Raw genomic sequence first — 18,084 nt, forward strand, 5'->3', positions numbered from 1 at the left:
TAGCGATCACACCGACCCGCCCTCCCACTGGTCACGCAGCGCAACCGCCGCGGCCAGCTCGTCCTCTGCCCGCTTGTGCCGCTGGTAGAGGCCTATCGCCTCCTCCAGCGCGGACAGGTCGCCGGTGGTGCGGGACCGGTCGACGAGCACGCCGGCGAGCGCCAGGTCGAACCGTTCGGGTGATGCCTGCGCCGCCTGCCGGTACAACGACACCGCCTCGTCCAGGTCGCTCGCCGACCCGGTCCACCGCCACCGCCCAGCCAGTGCTGCGGCGTAGCGGTGGAGGTGGGCCCACTTGTTGGCGGCGTGGAGCCGGGCGGCCAGTGCCACCGCCTCCTCCACCGCGGACAGCGCGAGCTCCGGCTCCCCGGCCTCGCCCGCGCGTTCGGCGAGGTTGACCAGCACCTCGCAGAGCTCCGGCTCGTACTCGGCGCGCCGCACCTCGGCCAGGTCGCGCAGGATGGTCACGGCCTCCCGCACGTCGCGCAGGGCGTGCCCGGTGTTGCCGCTGCGCGCGCGTTGCCTGCCCAGGTTCGCGAGCGCGGAGGCGAGGGTGGAGCCTGGCTCGTCCCGGCGCTTGACCTGGAGCGTCCGCAGCCGCGACTCGGCCTCCTCGGCGACCGCCAGCGCCTGCTCGGACTGGTTCAGCTCGCCCAGCAGCCCGCTCTGCAGGACCAGCGACTCGCACAGGCCGGTGGTGTGCACGCGGGGTTCCCGCACCACGAGCCTGCGGTACCCGTCGGCGGCCTTCGCCGCTGTCGTGAGGGCCGCCTCCAGCAGACCGGCACGAGCCTGGCTGCGCGCCAGCCGCAGGTCCAGCGGCGCGTCGCGCTCCGGACTCGGCGCACCCTCCGACCGCAGGTGGTCGACCAGCGCCAGCTCCAGCCGCACCACGGCCGGGTCGAGGTGCACCTCGCGCTCGTCCGGTGGTGGCAGAGCGCCGTGGATGCGCTCCAGCAGCTCGGTGTCGGCGTTCGCCAGCGCCGTCATGATCGCCGCCGCGCCCGCGCGGACCAGCAGCTCCGGCCGGGAGTGGACGATCGGGTTGAGGAAGCCGGTGGCGAGCTGGCGGAACCGCGCCGACGCGTGGGCGAGCGCGGCCATCGAGTGCGGTTCGACGCCGGGGTCTTCCGGGAACGTGGCCGTCGCGATCGCATCGAGCAGCCGCACCGCCCAGGCCGGGTCGACGCCGAGATCGGCGTCCTGGTCCACCAGGACGCCCGCGAGCAGGTCGTCGGCGAGCTGGCACGGGCCGAGCGGGTCGAGCGCCTCCTGGTCGAGCGGGTAGAGCCGCTCGTACGCGGCGAGCAGCGGCCGCCAGTCGTGCTCGGCGTCGATCAGCTCGAAGTGCAGGCACAGGTCGCGGGCCGCGCCCACGTGCAACGGCCGCAGCAGGGTCGCGAGGAACACCAGCGCGGCCAGCTGCCCGTCGTGCTCGGGTGCCCGCCGGGTGCGGAAGACGTGCTCGTGCCGCAGCACCAGCTTCGCCGCGCCCGCGTAGCCCCTCCTGGTCTGCCTGGTCAGCGCGTCCAGCGCCGCCGCCACCGCGACGAGCTCGACGTCGTCCTGCGACGTCCACGGACCGCGCGGGTCGCGGGCCGGGTCGAGGTCCGCCGACATCGCGTCCGCCATCACGTCGATCGCCCGCCGGTACAGCTCAGTGCGTTCCCGCGGCGGGTCGGCGTCGAGCCGCTGTGCCGCCCAGTGCACGTCGGCGGCCGGGAACGCCCGTGCGACCGCGTTCCACCACGACCCGGCGTCGAGCGACAGCAGCAGCACCCTGGTCCGCGCCGACCCGTCCAGCAGCGCCGCGAGCATGCCCCGCAGGTGCTGCGGGTGCCACGAGTCCGCGCGGTCCACCACGAGCAGGACGCCCTTCGGCCCCGGCTGCGGCTTGTCCGACCGCAGCCACTGCGCCGCCGCCGGGTCCTGCCGTCCGCGGAACACGTGCCAGCCCTCTCGTTCGCCCGCCGCCGCGATCTGGGTGGCCAGCCGGATCCGCTGCTCCTCGGTCCAGCCGTGCAGCAACCTGACCGCGCAGACCTCCTCCTGCGCCAACCAGCCGTGCAGCTTCGACAACGCGCCGGGGTCGGCCGGGATGGTGTCGAGCACCCTCGTCAGCAACGCCACCGGCTGGCCCGCCCGCGCCCGTTCGCCGGTCTCGAACCGCACCGGCTGCAGCCAGAACCGCGCCGGCTCGCCCTGGGCGCCCTCGACCTGCACGAGCACGGGCGAGGCCTGCACCCGGTCGCCGACGGCCTCGGGGATGTCGAAGACCCGGCCGTCCAGCGTGCGCAGCCGGACCGGGCCCGGTCTCACCGGCCGGAACGGCGGTGACTGCCCGATGAGGTGCCAGTCGCCCTCGCTGTTGCCGTACTCGACCAGCTCCACGAGGGGCGGCACGTGGTGCGGCAGCCGGATGGTGACCCCGCCGTCCACGCCCTCGCCCAGCACGAGCGCGCCGTCGTCCCAGCGCACCCCGACGCACCGGCGCATGGTCGAGTCGTCCTGCCCGTGCGCCACCGGGATGAGGATCTCCTCGATCACCCGTGCGTCGACGTGCTCCGGCTCCGCGGTGATGTCCTCGGACCGCGTCCTGCGCGCGTTCAGCACGGCGTGCCAGCCGTCGGTGCTGCGCAACACCTCCCGCGGCAGCCGGTGCACCGCGTCAGCCACCCAGCCGGCCACGCCGTCGCGGCCCTGCACCACCATCGCCTTCGACGCGCGTCGCAGCAGCGCGCACGCGACGGTGAACCCCTCCTCGCCGCCGGTGCACGCGTGCCAGGTGACGTCCTCCTCCAGCGCCAGCGCGGGGGAGAGGTTGCGGTGGCTGCGCAACATGATGGCGCGCAACGTCTCCAGCGCCGCCTCGTCGTAGCGGGCGAGGCGGTCGCGCAGGAGGTCGAGCAGGTCCGAGCGCAACGCCACGACCTGCGGCTGGCGTGCCCCGACCCAGTCGCTGAACCAGAAGTCGGACTCGGCACCCACGTCGAGGTGGGGCAGCACGCCGAGGCGGACCGCCCTGACCAGCTCGGCCTCGATCCGGGTGGCGGTGCTCAGCGCGACGGCGAGCTGCACGTCCGGGGCGACGCTCGGGCGGTCCAGCTCCTCGCGGAGGCGCTCGCGGATCACGACGTCCGCCCCAGCGCCGCCCGCACCGCCCCGACGGTGGTGACCCGGTCCCAGCTCACGACCGGCATCAGCGAGGTCAGCCACCCCGGCCACCGGTCGCGCGGGAACGGCACGAGCGCGACCACCCGGCAGCGCCGGCGCCGCAGCCAGCGCACGTAGGGCTCCCAGACCTCCTGCTCGGCCCGCCCGCGACGGATGCCGAAGCCCGCGAGCACCAGCACCGCGCGGTCGGGAGCGGGGTGGCGGTGGCCGCGCTGCATCCGGCGCGGTGAGCCGGACAGCACGCTGACCTCGGTGAGGGAGGCGCCGATGACGCTGTTGACCACGCCGACCAGCGCCTGCTGGTCGCGCCAGAACAACGACATGCCCTCCGAGCGGTCCATCAGCACGTGGGCGCCGAAGCGCAAGGTCGGGTGGGCGAGGCGGGGCAGCTCGCTCACCGCCCGCGCCGACGCCAGCTGCTCGACCAGGGCGGGCACGTCGACCTCGGTGTCCGGCATCCGGCGGGAGAACAGGGCCTGCACCACCGCGGAGGTCGAGGCGCGGCGCAGCAGCGGTTCGTGCGGTGGCCGGCGCAGCAGCTGCTCCGGGCTCAGCACGGGCAGGTCCGGCACCGGCAGCCACGGGCGGTCCGGCTCGCCCTCGTCGTCCCACGAGACCTTCAGGCCCACCATGGGGTCCTGCTCCGTCCGGTACGACGGCGGCTGCTCGAAGTCGCCGAACCGCCTGCCGGTCTCCTCCGCCTCCGGCATCCGCGTTCGCACGTGCTCCTCCGGCGGCGGCAGGGGCTGCGGTTCCGGTGGCGGCGGGGCAGCGTCCTCGACGACCGGCGGTGTGCCGTGCTCGATCCCCAGCAGGCGCTCGATCTGCCGCACCAGCGCGGGATCGGGCTCCCGGCCCGGCGGCGTCTCGGCGGCGACCGCCCTGACGAGATCGCCCAGCCAGGCCGCCGCCGTCACGGCGACCACCCCGGCGCGGCACCGGTGCCCGCGTCCTTCTCGAAGATCATCTTCAGGATGGGGTCCAGGTCGAGGTGCGTCGTCGACTCGATGCCCTCGCCCAGGCAGGCCCGGATGGCGTCGATGAACTCGGCGGTGCTCGGCTGCCTGCGCTGGTCGGCGCGCGCCTGCTTGCGGGCGTCCTGGAGCTTCCGGATGAGGTGGTCCAGCGGGTACCTGCGGTCCCTGCCCACGTGGCTCTCGGCGATCTTGCGCAACGTCGGCTCGTCGTGCGGTTCCAGCTCGTGGACGACGCACCGCCGCACGAACGCCGGGGGCAGCTCGCGTTCCTGGTTCGACGTGATGACGATCAGGCACCGCGGGTCCGCCACCTCCCGCACCTCCCTGGCCTCGCTGAGGTCGGTCACCGTGAACAACCGGTCGGCCAACGGCACCAGCAGGCTGTTCGGCACGTCCGGGTCGGCCTTGTCGATCTCGTCGATGAGCACGACCGCGCCCGGCCGCCTGCGCTCGCCGGTGTTCCAGGACGGGTGCGGTTCCTTGGCCCGCTTGAACGTCAGGGCGCTCGCCCGGTCGAACGCCCACCACAGCACGCCCGGCGTGACGTAGTCGTCGTCCCGCCAGTCCCGCACCTTGAGCTGCGCGTCGCCGAGCCGGCGGACGCTGTCGAACGACCACAGCAGATCCCTGGCCGAGGTGCGCGCGGTGACCACGTGCTCGTAGTAGCGCAGGTCGTCCCGGTAGGCGATGTTCTTGGCCAGGCTGGACTTGCCCGACCCCGGCGCGCCGAAGAGCAGCAGCGGCCTGCTCGTCGCGGTCGCCACCCGCACCGCGAGGTCCAGCCCCGGCGGCCGGACGTACCTCTTGCCGTCCGTCTCGACCTGCGTCGTGTCCGTTCCGGTGCTCATCGGCCCGCCTTCTCGATCCTCAGGACCTCGCGGATCTTGTCCATGGCCTTGTTCGCTTCGAGCTCTTCGCGGTGTTCGATCACGACGGTGCCGTAAGGACCGAGGTGCTGGTCGAACTTCTCACCGACGGGGTCGGTGCCCGGATCGACGACGAGCACCACCACCACGTCGGGCCACAGGTCCCGCACCGCTCGCGCGGTGTCCAACCTGGACCGGAGGTTGCGACCGGCCTCCAGCACGATGTAGTTCTTCACGTCCTCCTCCCACTGGTACTGGTCGCCCAGGTGCAGCGGGATCTCGCTCGGGTCGCCGACCGGAACGTCCCCGCACGGCCGGACCTCGACGTTCTCCTCGTCCCAGCAGGTGGCCCGCCGGACCAGGTGCACGCCGGTGTCGACGCACACGCCGGGCCGCTGCGCCTTCGGGACCGGGTTGCCGGTGCTCAGCACGCACACCTGCGACGGCGTGTGGGGCGGGATGCGGCGGGCGAGCGACGACTCGATCCAGCTCGGTTCGATCAGCTCGGCCAGCATCGCCCTCGACTCCGGGCGCAGCCGCTTCACCAGGTCGTGCTTGAGGAAGACGAACAACGCCTTGACGACCTTGTGCAGCCGCGACTCGAGGATGCGGTAGGCGAGCCTCTCCCGCGGCAGCAGCGGCGGGAGGTCTCGCACGGGGTCGAACCTGCGCAACGCGTTCGCGAGCATCCGTTCGTCCTCGGGCAGGTAGTAGGCGATGCGCTGCACCCAGGACATCTCCTCCGGGGTGAGCGCGGCCATCACCTCCGTGCCCAGCAACGTCCCCAGCTCGTCGAGCACGACCTGGCCGTCGTCGCGGACCACGATGTTGTGCCGGTCCCGCACCAGTTCGGTGAACTCCTCGCACCCGGCCTCCTCGACGTCGGCGCGGGTGAGGCCGATCAGGACCGGGATGACCCGGAAGTCCCGGCCGCGGTCGATCATCTGCCGCGTCTCGCGCCTGACCCACTTGCTGCGCAAGGCGTTCTCGTCGAGCAGCACGACGCCGACGTTGCTCTCGTTGACCACCTCCCGGATCCGCTCCTGCCACCGGTCGCCGAGGTGGAGGAACTCCCGGTCGGCGCGCACCCGCCAGGCCGGCAGCGCGTCCCACTCCAGCAGCTCCTCCAGCAGCCGCGCCGCGACCCCCTCGGGAGCGGGCGAGGTGCTGTGGCTGATGAAGACGTCCCACCGCAGGTCGGTCATCGCTGGTCCTTTCCGGCCGCGGACGGGGTGAGCTGCGCCACCCAGTCGTCGTTCTGCTGGGCCAGCACCCGCTCGCACTCCGCGACGAACAGGTCCTGCGCCGCCTCGTCCGGCTGGTCGGCCAGCGCGGTGAGCAGGCGGTGCAGGTCGGCCGCGGTGCGCCGGTACCGCACGACGAGGTGCTCGTAGCCGGTGAGCGTGATGTGCGCGGTGATGGCACCCGCGATCGTGGTGAACACACCGATCCACACCACGACGTGCCCGCCGACGACCGCGCCGACCGCCGCCAGCACCGTGGCGGCGACGCCGAAGCCGAACTCGGCGAGCCGGGCCCGCTTCAGGGAGGTCTCGTACCGGTCCGCCTTCGAGACGTGGTGGGCGATCTGGTCCTGCACCCGCAACCGGGTGTAGGTCGTGATGCCGGTGATCCCGGGCGACTTGGCAGCGGTCGCCGCGGTGGCGATCGGCAGGAGCTCGTCGACGTGCCGCCTCAGCCGCTGGTCCGCGTCAGCGCGCCGGTACGGGTCCGCGCCCGCGAGGTAGCGGCACACCTCGGACTTCAACGACTCGGAACGCCGGCGCGCGTACGTCCACTGCTTGCGCTCCTCGGGTTCCAGCTGCTTGCGCATCCAGGTGCCGATCGCCACGACCGCGGCGGTGGCACCCGCGACGAGTGCCGCTGCCCAGCGCGGCCCGGTGGTGAGCTGGGCGGCACCGACCGCACCGACCGCACCGGACAGCAGGCAGCCCAGCACGATCAGCCGGAGCGCGACCACGTACCTCTTGTGCTGCCCGGCTTTGCGCGACCACGCCTCCTGCTCGGACCACGCCCGCTCGACGAGCCTCGCGTCCACCGGCGGTCTGGCCGGCGGCGGTCCCACCGGTTCCGGCGGCAGGTGGTGGATGCCCTGCTCGGCCCGCCAGCGCCGGGCGAGAGCCCGGTCGAACCCGGTGACACCGCGGGACTCCAGGTAGTCGACGATGAACGCGACGAGCGTGCGCGGCACCGCCACGTCCTCGACCCAGGCGAGCACCTGGTGGTCCACCGCCGAGGCGTCGAGCGCGTCGAGCAGCCTGGTCAGCCGTTCCAGCCGCCGGTGCAACGGGTCGTCGCTGTGCAGAATCCCGGCCAGGGCGTCGCCGTCCACCACCGCGACCGCGGGTCTGCGCGGTCCGGTCCTCGGCAGGCCGGTCACCTCGGCCGGCGCGGTGGGCCCGGCCGGTTGGAGCGGCCGGACCGGTGCGGTGGGTCCGGCCGGCTGGAGCGGCCGGGCCGGTGCGGGCGCCTCGTGCCGGTCAGTCATCTCCACCACCTCCACCACCTCGGTCACCGGCTCGTCCGGCACCGCCGCGACCGCCGTGGTGGTCGCCGGCACCTGCTGGCCGTTGAGCATCGCCCGCGCCTGCTTCGTGGTGTGGTCGCCGGACCGCACGTCGTCGTTGACGTCGATGCGCACCCGTCCCTCCTGCGGTTCGACCAGCGCGGTCGGCCGCTCGGCGAGGAACACGACCCTGGGCAGGTTCGGCTTGTCCTCGTCGCTCTTCTCGTAGGTCGAGAACGTCCACTCCTGCTCGGGCCACAGCGACCGCAGCCGCCAGACCACCGGCAGCCGCAGCTCCTCCGGCACGCCGATCACGCTGAAGGAGCTGTCCGGCCTGGCCAGCACCGCGGTCGCGATCGGCACCAGCACGGGATCGTCCAGCTCGAACGGCCGGGGGCCCGGGAAGTCGGCCGGGTCCGGCTTCGGCAGCTGGAGGCTGACCGGCCTGTGGTCCAGCCAGCGGTCCCACCCGACCAGGCGCGGCAGCAGGTCGTTGATCGCGGCGCGGTCCCCGATCACCGCGTGCGCCACGTTGCGCCCCACGTCACCGGGCTGACCGGAACGGCGGACCAGCGCCGCGGTGCCGTCCGCGAACGCGACGTGCGTGAACGACGCGCGCGGCGGTGGTTTGCCGCCCGGCTCGCTCAGCAACCGCGCGTAGAGCATCAGCTTGCCGTCCCAGTCCTGCCAGCTGTCGTTGTCCCGCACCGGGAACGACGCGGAGTACAGGCTCATGCCCTTGCGCTCGTCCGGTGCGAAGACGAGTTGGTCGAGGTCGCTCACCTGCCCACCTCCGCCGCTTGCGGGTGCGCGACCAGCCCCGCCATCGCGAGCAGCGCGAGCAGCGGCCGCAGCACCCTGGCCGGCCGGACGCCGCGGGGGAACGTGTTGTTGTCGTCGGCTTCGGCGCCGGTCGCCGACACGACGTGCAACGTGCTGCGGTGGAACCGCTCGAACACGTCGAGCATCGGCCTGGCCTCGTGCCGGTCCAGGAACGCGTAGACGTCCCTGCTCTCGGCGCGGAACTGGGCCGCGTCCAGCGGTTCGCGCAGGTCGTCGCGGCGGATCCAGTGATCGATCGGAGCCTCGTAGCGCAGCTCGTCCGCCTTGGTCAGCACCACGGCGACGGGCAGGTCGCGCGCGTCCTCGCGCCGCCCGATCCGTTCCAGCGCACCGGAGAACGCCGGGTTCGTGCTGACCCGGCCCGCGCCGTGCAACGCCGGCACCGCGCCGGCCGGGTGGTCGACGAACATCAACGCCGTGGCGCCCAGCACGAACTGGCCGCCCAGCCCCTGCGGCCCGGACGTGACGAAGTCCTCACCGGCCACGTCGAAGAACACCAGCGGCCTGGTCGGTCCATTGTTGCTGCGCAGCAACAGGTACGTGGTGACGTCCTCGTTGAGGAACTCGGTGGCCTCCAGCTTGTTGCCGAGCATCAGCTGGTCGATCTCGCGCTGGAACGCCGAGTGCCGCAGCTCGTCGGCCGGTTCGAAGACGAGGCCGTGGTGGCGCAGGTCGCCGCGCAACGCCTCGTGGATCATGCTGGCCAGCAGGTGCGTCTTGCCCGACCGGCTGCGCCCGACCAGCCCGATGACCACCGGCGTGCCGTGGTCGCGGTAGGAGACGGGCAGGTAGTGCTCCTTGTTCTCCTTGCTGCTGTTGGGGCACCGCACGTAGCAGCGCGCCCGGCGGTCCTGCTTCTTCACGGGGTTGTTGATGTGCGAGAGGTCCGCGCGCACCCAGCGCGCGCCACTGCTGTCGACGACCCGCCGGTACAGCTCGTCGTCGCGCCAGGAGAACAGCTCCAGGCAGATCGGGCACTGCACGCGGGTGGACTCGGGAGGCGTCGTCATCGGGTGACCACCAGCGCCACGACCACCGCGACCGCGAGGAACACCAGCAGCGCCAACGGGAGCAGCGGGACCGGCTTGCGCTCCGGGCGGGGCGCGAACCGCCTGACCGGTGGTGGCGGCGGTGGCTGTGGCTGCCGGGGACCCGTCGCCTTGACCGGCCGCAGGGTGTCGAACCGGTCGTAGCCCGCCCGCATCAGCGCCGTCGTGTCCGTGGGCGGGAGGAGCGGGTCGCGGTCGTTGAGCCGCTCCAGCACCTCCAGCGCCGTCGGCCGGTCGGCGGGGCGTGCCGCGAACACCCCGCGCAGCAGGGTGGCCAGCTGCTCCGGCTGCGCGGTGAGGTCGGGCACCGCACCCAGCTCGACCCGTTTGCCGGTGACGAGCTCGTACACCATCCGGCCGGCCGCGCGGACGTCGTCGCCGGTGTGCGCGACGGAACCGTTGCGCGACAGGCCGGAACGGGTCGGCTCGCCGGGGTTCACCGCGTGCTCCAGGTTCACCAGCTGGGCGGTGGCGCCGTCCCAGCACAGCGACGCGAGCCCGACCGAACCGTGCACCAGGTCGACCGCGGCGAGGTGGGCCAACGCCCGGAACACGCCGACCATGAACCGGCGCCGCTCGTCGATCAGCAGCGTGCGCGGGCTGCCGTCGAGGCACTTGCCGACGTGCGGTTCCAGCAGGACGAACGGGGTGCTCGAGTCGAAGTCGTACCCGACGATCCTCGGCAGCTCCGGCACCGGTCTGGGGTAGCGCGCGTGCAACCGGACCAGCGCCCTGATCTCGTTGTCCAGCAGCATTTCCGCGATCGACGCGTCCAGCGGGTTACCGGTGAGCGGGAGCGAGCGGCGCAGCAACGTGGTGCCGTCGTGGGTCTTCACCCGGTGGGTCGCCAGGGCCGAGTCGCCCGCGGGTTCCGGTTCCAGCACCCGCACCAGCCACGAGGCGGGGCGGCCTGCCGGGTCGCGGCCGGTCAGAGTGTCGAAGTTGGTGCCGGCGAAGGTCATCGCGGCTCTCCCTGCTCGTGCGGAGGTTCGGCGTGCTCGGTCACCGCGTGCACCCTGGACTCGACGTACCTGGCGAGGATCGGGGTCAGCCGCAGCGCCCCGACCGCGTCGCCCCTGGTGCGGACCACCTCGCCGGTGTCGGCGGGAGGCAGGTCCATGTCCGCGGAGGCGAAGTGCAGCACCACCGCGCCGTCGGCCTGCAGCAGCCGGATGTCCTCGGCCGCGCAGAGCTGGGTCATCCGGCTGCGTTCGGTGAGCAGGAGAACGCGCCTGCTGGCGTCGGAGCTGCGCCACAGCGTCGCGGCGAGCCGGCGGCGCGGTCCCTCGTCGGTCACGAACGGCGGCAGCTCGCGCAGCCCGGCGTGGTCGAGGTGGTCGTTGTAGCCGGACATCAGGTCCTGCGCCCGCAGGAAGGCGCGGTGCGAGTCGCCGGACAGCGGCATCTGCGAGGCGATCTCCTCGAACGACGGCCGCAGCACCTCCAGCGCGATGGCGACCAGGTCGTGGTGCAGCACGTCGGCCAGCCCCGCCGAGCTGTCCCCACTCAGGACCTGGCCGCCCTCCTCGCGCCGGTCGCGGATCACGTCGGAGAACACCCCGGACACCGCGTCCAGCCCGCCCGCGACCACCAGCAGCGCGTCCGCGAGCCGGCGGTTGCGGTCGGCGGGCAGCCACCGGTCCTCGATCGTCCTCGTCACCTGCTCGGTCAGCTGCCGGGTGAGCGCGGCCGCCCTGCGCACCGGCACCGCGGCCGTCCACGCGTCCACCGCCCGGTTCCAGCCCAGCACCACGGCGACGACCGCCGAGACGCCGAGTCCCGCCGCGACAGCGGCACCGGCGGCGGCGCCGGGGGACGGCACCGCGCGGAGGAACACCCCGGCGGTACCGCTGACCGCGGCGACGAGCGCGGTGACGGCGAGCTGCGGTCCCGCCGCGGGCGAGCCGGGCGCGCGGGCGAACAGCAGCGCCACCAGGAACAGCCACAGCACCGCGAGCCCCGCGGCGGGCCACCAGCTCATCCCCGGCAGCCAGGAGGCCAGCAGGCACGTCACGAACACCACCGGGAGCAGGTGCGCCATCGGCGTGGGCCACGGCCTGAACGGCGGCGGTGCGGTGAGCCCGCGCATCCACGTCGCGGCGTCGGCGTCCACGACCTCGCCGGTGACCGCGAGACTGCGCGTGGCGCCGAGCTGGTTGCCCAGCCCGCGGGCCTGGTCGGCGAGACCGGGCAACGTCCTGCCACCGGCGAGCTCGGTGGTGACCGCCTTGCGCAGCGAGTCCGCGAGCTCGACCGAGTTCACCGGCGCCGGTGACGGCAGGCCCTGCGCCACCAGCTCCGTCGGCGGCGGGTAGCCCTCGGCGAGGCTGGAGTCCACGTCCTCCAGCACCCGGCGCGTCAGCCCGTGGTACCTGGCCACCGCCTCGCCGGCGTCGGCGAGGCGGCTGAGCACCACCCGGTGGGTCCTGCCGGTGCCGAGCAGCCCACCGAGGCCGCGCAACGCGTCCACCGCCCGCGACGCCGCGGCCACCCGGTCCCGAGCCGCCGTCATCGCCTCGTGCAGCGGTGATCCCGGCAGCACCGGCACGGTCTCGCCATCGGTCGCCCCGCGCACCACGGACGCGAGCTCCGCGGACTCGCGGTCGTGCAGCCGCGCCGCCACCCCGGTCGCGACGAGCTGCCGCAACGCCCGCAGCTTCAACGCCCGCGTCAGTCCGGGCTCGACCGCCGCGTAGTCCACCGCGACACCGGGGTTCGCGCTCTGGTGCGGCATCCTGCGCACCTCCTGCAGCACGCGGTCGAACACCCCGGGGAACCGCAGCGCGGCGAGCAGGTCGTCCACGGTGGACTCACCGCGGCCGGCGCCGGGAGGCTGCGACCCGCCCTCCCACGGCACCCCCGGAGCGTCGTTCACCCACAGCGTCACGCCGACCCCGGTGAGCGCGGACGGCATGCGCAGCACCGGGCCGTCGCCGTGGTCGAGGGGACCGACCGCGACCAGCACGACACCGGTGACCTGCGGCAGCCGGGCCAGGCGCTCGTACCACTCCGGGTGCGTGCCCAGCGCGTCGGTGGTGTCGACGACGAGGACGCGGCTGGACGGGCCGAGCTCACCGGCGTTGCGGCGACGCAGGTTGGTCGCGTAGGACCGGCCCTCCGGCGTGCGGAGGTCGAGCGTCATCACGGGATCGGGGTTCACGGGCGCAGCCACTCCGGGTCGCGGGCGACCCACTCGCGCAGGTCCTGCAGGTTGTCCTGCAACGGGTTGTTGACGCCGCGGAACGGCAGCCGCAGGGCGCTGGAGAGGGTGTCCTCCCAGAACTCGCGCAGAGCGTGCAGCCGGCGGATGCCGCTCTCGCCGGACCGCTGCCGCAGCTCCTCGTCGACCATGTCGAGCTCGCCGGCCGCCATGCCGACGATGCGGTCGTAGAGGTTCGAGGGTTTCGACGGCCTGCTGTCCACCCCGTTCGGCGTCGAGGCGATCAGCTTGGCGCAGAAGTCGCGGCGGATCTGCTCGTCGTCGGTCAGCACCCACGCCTCGTAGGCCGACAGCACGCTGGCCCAGCTGGACATGCGGCCGAACGGTTCGAGCGGCAGCTTCATCGTGGCCTGCGCGCCCTCGCCGAGCCGCACCAGGATCGCGGTGGGGGAGTCCTCGTCGCCCTCGACGGCGATCTGGTCGTTCCAGGCCGCGCACAGCAGGTGGTGCAGGATGCGTTCGCGGTGCTCGGGGATCGTGGCCAGGTAGCCGAAGTCGAAGCCGAGGCGTTGGCGCCAGCGCAGGAAGTCCTGCTGCTCCTCGTTCTTCAGGGCGTCGGACCAGTGCTTGAGGACCTCGCGGACCTCGGGCACCTCGGTGAGGCCCATGGAGCTGCGGAACAGCACGACGGTGATCGACTCGGCGGCGATCGGGCGGAACTCGACCACGGCGCCGGTGCGCGGGAGCGTGACCTCCTGCTGCAGGTACTTCTCCAGCTCGAAGTCCTTGGTGCCGGCGGGGTAGCTGAACAGGATGCGCATGCGGCCGGTGCCGCTGGGCGCGAACCCGCCGGGCACCAGACCGGCGAGCTTCTCCCTGAACTGCGCCAGCTCGTCGTCGCCGACCGCCACGCCGGGCTTGCCCGCCGCCGCGGCCAGGAGGTCCTGCAGCGCGGGCAGCAGGGCGCGGTGCTGGCCGTCGCGGTAGGAGAACAGGCGCTTCACCGCCTGCTTCACGCGGTCCTTGACGTGCGCCACCGCCAGGGTCGGCCCCCGGCCGTCGAGCACCATGTCGTAGGCGTGCTTCCAGCCCTCCTCCCCGAGGATCTCGGTGACGAGGTCGCCGGGGGTCGCCGTCGGGTGCAGCTTCCCGCCCTGGTGCACGTAGAAGTCGACGAACCGGCGCACGACGGCCTGGTAGAAGGGCTCCAGGTCACCCTGGCGCGGCAGCAGGTACGTGACGCCCACGCGCTGCTGGTAGAGCTCGCGGGCACGGGCGGTGAAGCGGCGCTCGCTCTGCCGTGCGTGGTCCTCGAAGGCGTTGACCAGCGACAGGACCTGCTGCTGCACGGCCTTGAGCTTGAGGTCCCAGCGCACGGCCTGGTCGTTCCACGCGGCGTGCCAGACCCGGCGGGCCCGCCACGCGTACCACTCGTCCTGCCGGGCGAGTGCGGCGCGCACCGGCGGGTCGGAGAACTGCAGCTTGCGCAGGAACCTGCCCTTGATGTCAGCGGAGGCGGGCGGGTTCAGCGTCATCCCCGGCGGTGCCAGCGGTTCGCCGCGGCGCAGCTCCAGGATTCGCGCGAAGCCGAGTGCGCTGGCCTCGTCCGAGAGGCCGTCGTGGCCGTTCAGCACCCGGCGCAACCGGAACAGGTCGATCTCGCCCAGCAACGACTTCACCGCGCGGCCTGCGTCGAAGGTCTGCACCAGGTCCGGGATCTGCCGGGACAGCTGCTGGTCGAGCGTGCGCAGGCCGGACTCCATCGTCCTCGCGCGGGTGGCCAGCGCGCGGGTGATCGCCTCGGCGCCGGACACCGCGGAGACCTCGTTGATCGGCACGGGTGCCCGCAGCCGCAACGGGTCCAGGTTGGACTCGGTGAAGAACCGCTCGATGAAGGACGAGTTGTTCTCCGCCTGGCCGGAGCCCGGCTCGTCGAGCTCGTTCACGGCCGCGGCGAGCAGCCGGGCGCTGATGATGTCCGCGATGTCGTCGACCGGCACGGTCATCGACGCCACCGAGCTCGTCGACACACCCCGGTTGCCGATGCCGGTCGGTGCGGGCACCTCCCGCTCGACGGCGCTGTTGATGAAGCTGTCCGCGAACGACATGTACGTCTGCGCGATGGCCTGGCGGCCGCCGTCGCCGTCGGTGCCGAGGTCGGTGCCGATCAGGGACAGCACCAGCGACACGATGGAGCGGTGCAGGTCGTCGCGCTGCACCCCGGCGCCCTTGCCGAACAGGAACGCGGTCTGCACGGTCGAGGCCCGCAGCCGGATCTCCTCGCGGTCCGGGTACCGCACCGACAGCGTGCCGCTGATGCCGGAGCTGTCCAGCTCGGTGCCGGCGACCTGGGCGTTCTGGTCGTCGACGAGCCGGAAGAGGTCGAGCAGCGAGCGGCCCGCGTTCAACCGCGCGGCCCGTCCGCCGCCGAGGCCCTCGTCGAACGCGGACGGCATGAGCACCAGCGGGAAGATGCGGGCGCGGTAGTCCTGGTGCGCGAAGACGTCGCCGATGAGGTGCAGGAAGTCGAAGAAGATACCGCTGCCGGTGCCGCCCGCGACCGAGAACGCCACGAAGACGTCACACGACAACGACCTCTTGCCACCACCGAGCAGGGCGAGCTCGCCGAGCGAGTTGTTGATCGCACCGACCGCCTTGCGCAACGGTGCCTGCGCCGCCGACGTGCCACCGCGGAACGTCTCGAACAACGCCGCCCTGCCCACTGTCGGCAGCTGCCCCGCGCCCCGCGCCAGCGGGCCGATCCGCGGCTCGCCCAGCGGGGGCGGCAGCCAGGTGTCGACGAGCTTCGGGGCGGCCAGGCGCAGGCTGCGCGCGACCTCGGGGTAGGTGTCGTGGTGCGGCACGAGCTCCCGGACGAGGTGCATCGTGCGTTCCGCGGCCGGCAGGTACTCGGGATCGGGCACCACCCGGCGTTCCAGTGCCCCGAACTCGTCCTCCGACAGGTCGGCGTAGACGAACTGCAGGCACGACGGCAGCTGGTAGGGCAGGAAGTTCTTGCCCTGCATGCGGTGCTGCAGCTCCGTGCCGTCCGGGCCGCAGAGCTCCTCGCGGAGCCTGCGCTCGAGCTCGGCCCCGACGCGACAGCCGGTGCCACCCAGTCCGACGTACATCATGGGCTGGTAGATCTGCATCGTGGTCCTTCCGCTGCCCGCTGCTAGAGCAGGTGGTGGTTGCCGCCGGCGGACCGGTCGTCGGCGGGCTGGGTGGTCGCGTACGGGTCCTGCTGGTCACCGGGGAAGTCGGCGGACGCGTGCTCGTCGAGCACCTGGAGGGAGAGCGCGGGGCTCACGTCGACGCGGTCGCCGACGGTGAACCGCCTGGTCTCCCCGTACGGCGTGTGCAGCGTCAGCCGCCCTCCGCTGCGGTGCAGCACGTAGCTGTCGTCACCGCCCGCGGAGTGGGCGAGCTGCGGCACCCCCGCGCCGGCCTCCCCGAGGTGGAAGCGGAACCGCGCCGACGGCTGCTCCGGTGCCGCGAGGTCACCGCGCGACCGGTGTCCCTCGAAGAGGTGGACGACGAGTCCGCGGACGTCCCTGCGGCGGCGCCACATGATGAACAGCACCAGTGCCGTCGTCGCGACCGCGGCGACCCCGACGGCGATCGCGATCTCCGTCAACGGCGGCGGCGTCGCGACGGTCGCGGTCAGCTGCCACTCGTAGATCACGGACGCGGGCTGCTCGTCGTCGACCACCCGCAGCGTCACCGCGTTGGCGCCCTCGACGGTGTCGGCCGCGAAGGTCAGGTCGAACTCGAACGTGCTGGTGCCCGACGGCGGCAGCTCCACGACGGTCTGCTCGCCGGGGATGGTCGCGAGCGTGCCGGGAGCGGGGTCCGCCACCAGGATTCTGGCCTTGCGCGCACGACCGGAGTTGTTGGTGATGGTGACGGACCCCTTCATCGACCCGCCGGGCGCGACCTTCCGGTCCGAGTTGCCGAACGTGCCGGTGGCGGTGAAGACCGGGGGACCGCTGACGATCGCCGCCTCGACGGTCCTGGTGTCGCTGCTGACGCCGATGCCGGCCACCGTGCCGCTGAACTTCACCGACCCCTTCGCCTGCTCGGGGATCGTGGTCCTGCCGGTGTAGATGCCGTCCTGGCCGCGGCTGTCCCCGTTCTGCGCGTCGTCGTTGAGCACGATCGGCGTCGTGAAGCCGTCGCCCGTCACGTCGGCGGTGAACGAGAGGTCCGCGAGCGCGGCCGGGTCGGTGATCGAGCGGTTCCTGGTCTGCAGGCTCAGCGCGACCGTGACCTCCTCGCCGGGCCGCGGCGACGGCGGGTTCACGGTCATGCTCGACCGCACCGCACCCTGGTACATGACGACGGTGCTGACGTCGAGCGCGGGCACCCCCGGAGCGGAGGTGATCTTCACGGTCCACGGTCCCGGCAGCGGGTTCACGATCCGCAGCGCCTCCACGACGCCGTTCTCGCCGCTCACCTGGAACGTGGACCCGTCCTGCTCACCCGACTTCGGCACGGTCCGGTTCTGCGGGTCCACGTAGGACACCGAGACGCGGGAGTCGTGCTTGGTCACCAGGATCGACCCGTCGGTCGCGATCACCGGGATGGTGACCTTGGCCTCCGCGGTGCCGCCGCTGCTGAGCGGGGTGCGCTGGATCTCGCTCGCACCGACGCACCGCGCTGCCTGGAAGGCCTTGAGCAACGCCTGGGCGACGTCCGCGCTGCTGGTGACGACGGTGGCCGACGGCGTCGGCGACCTGGCCCCGCACCTGCCCTGGAAGGACTCCGCCGCGAACCGGTCGAGCTGCGCGCGGTCGACCTTGCCGAAGCCGAGCGGCCAGACCTGGACCTTCCTGGCGGCCGCCTCCTTGAGCGACTCGCCGATCTGCCGGGAGGCCTCCAGGTTGCGCTGGTTGCCGACGTTGTCCGTGCCGTACCGGGGGCTGTCGCTCACGTTCAGCTCGCCGTCGGTGAGGATGAAGATCAGCTTCGGGCCCTCCTCGTCACCCCGCAGGTAGTTGAGGGCCTGCTGCAGCGCCGCCGCGTGGTCGGTGCCGTCGCCCTGGCCCGCGGCCCGGCTGCGCAGGTTCCGCACGCAGTCGCTGAGCCGCTGGCGGTCCTGGGCGGTGGCGACGGTGCTCGGCGGGCACACCACGTCGACGGGGGACTGGGCACCGTTGTCGCTGCCGAAGCCGACGACGGCGATGGAGCTGGACGGTGCGACCTCGCCGAGCGCGATGAGCGCGGCGGCTTCGCGTTCCCTTTCCACGTCCTGCGCGCTGATGCTGCTCGACTCGTCGACCAGCACCACGATGTGCGCGGGGGTGATCACGGGTTCCGGTTGTTGTTGCTGGTGCCTTGCCGCGCCCGCCGTCAACGGCAACAGCAACGCCGCGGCCGTTGTGCAGGCGAGCACTGAGAGACGCATGAGTCAATTCACCCACTGATGCTGGTGGAATGGTGGACGGACAGGTCGCGGTATTTCGATCGGACCGGCCCACTGCCTCGT

Annotated in this window: 10 protein-coding genes; all 10 read right to left on the reverse strand. The window is 72.9% G+C overall.

The annotated features are described in order from the left end of the window. Positions 1 to 6: 6 nt before the first annotated feature. The 10 genes from ACVDFE_RS17380 to ACVDFE_RS17425 are packed head-to-tail and all read right to left on the reverse strand — an operon-like array spanning position 7 to position 18,003. Positions 7 to 3,132 carry a hypothetical protein gene (locus ACVDFE_RS17380; RefSeq protein WP_458431056.1) on the reverse strand — a complete coding sequence of 1,042 codons (3,126 nt, stop codon included), beginning with the start codon at positions 3,130 to 3,132 and terminating at the stop codon, positions 7 to 9. Further along, the gene (locus tag ACVDFE_RS17385; protein ID WP_360392011.1) at positions 3,129 to 4,091 is read right to left on the reverse strand and encodes a hypothetical protein; all 963 of its coding nucleotides are present in this window, start codon (positions 4,089 to 4,091) and stop codon (positions 3,129 to 3,131) included. Before ACVDFE_RS17385 ends, ACVDFE_RS17380 begins: the two co-directional genes overlap by 4 nt. Next, a complete protein-coding gene (locus tag ACVDFE_RS17390) occupies positions 4,088 to 4,999 on the reverse strand; it encodes a MoxR family ATPase (protein ID WP_360392008.1) in 912 nt (303 codons plus the stop codon). Before ACVDFE_RS17390 ends, ACVDFE_RS17385 begins: the two co-directional genes overlap by 4 nt. Next, positions 4,996 to 6,222 (reverse strand): toll/interleukin-1 receptor domain-containing protein, encoded by a 1,227-nt coding sequence (locus ACVDFE_RS17395; protein WP_458431058.1) that lies wholly within the window; start codon positions 6,220 to 6,222, stop codon positions 4,996 to 4,998. Before ACVDFE_RS17395 ends, ACVDFE_RS17390 begins: the two co-directional genes overlap by 4 nt. Beyond that, positions 6,219 to 8,327: a DUF4231 domain-containing protein gene (locus tag ACVDFE_RS17400; RefSeq protein ID WP_458431059.1), complete on the reverse strand. Its 2,109-nt coding sequence runs from the start codon at positions 8,325 to 8,327 to the stop codon at positions 6,219 to 6,221. Before ACVDFE_RS17400 ends, ACVDFE_RS17395 begins: the two co-directional genes overlap by 4 nt. Then, positions 8,324 to 9,397 carry a TRAFAC clade GTPase domain-containing protein gene (locus ACVDFE_RS17405; RefSeq protein WP_458431061.1) on the reverse strand — a complete coding sequence of 358 codons (1,074 nt, stop codon included), beginning with the start codon at positions 9,395 to 9,397 and terminating at the stop codon, positions 8,324 to 8,326. The genes ACVDFE_RS17400 and ACVDFE_RS17405 overlap by 4 nt, the downstream gene beginning before the upstream one ends. Then, complete coding sequence (locus ACVDFE_RS17410) at positions 9,394 to 10,398, reverse strand: hypothetical protein (RefSeq protein ID WP_458431063.1); 1,005 nt, start codon at positions 10,396 to 10,398, stop codon at positions 9,394 to 9,396. The genes ACVDFE_RS17405 and ACVDFE_RS17410 overlap by 4 nt, the downstream gene beginning before the upstream one ends. Continuing rightward, positions 10,395 to 12,578 (reverse strand): hypothetical protein, encoded by a 2,184-nt coding sequence (locus tag ACVDFE_RS17415; RefSeq protein WP_458431065.1) that lies wholly within the window; start codon positions 12,576 to 12,578, stop codon positions 10,395 to 10,397. Before ACVDFE_RS17415 ends, ACVDFE_RS17410 begins: the two co-directional genes overlap by 4 nt. A gap of 14 nt (positions 12,579 to 12,592) precedes the next feature. Then, the gene (locus ACVDFE_RS17420; protein WP_458431067.1) at positions 12,593 to 15,748 is read right to left on the reverse strand and encodes a tubulin-like doman-containing protein; all 3,156 of its coding nucleotides are present in this window, start codon (positions 15,746 to 15,748) and stop codon (positions 12,593 to 12,595) included. Between the two features lie 23 nt (positions 15,749 to 15,771). Beyond that, entirely contained in the window at positions 15,772 to 18,003 is a 2,232-nt protein-coding gene (locus ACVDFE_RS17425) for a VWA domain-containing protein (RefSeq protein ID WP_458431069.1), read from the reverse strand. Positions 18,004 to 18,084: the final 81 nt, after the last annotated feature.

The sequence above is a fragment of the Lentzea chajnantorensis genome, assembly GCF_054300775.1.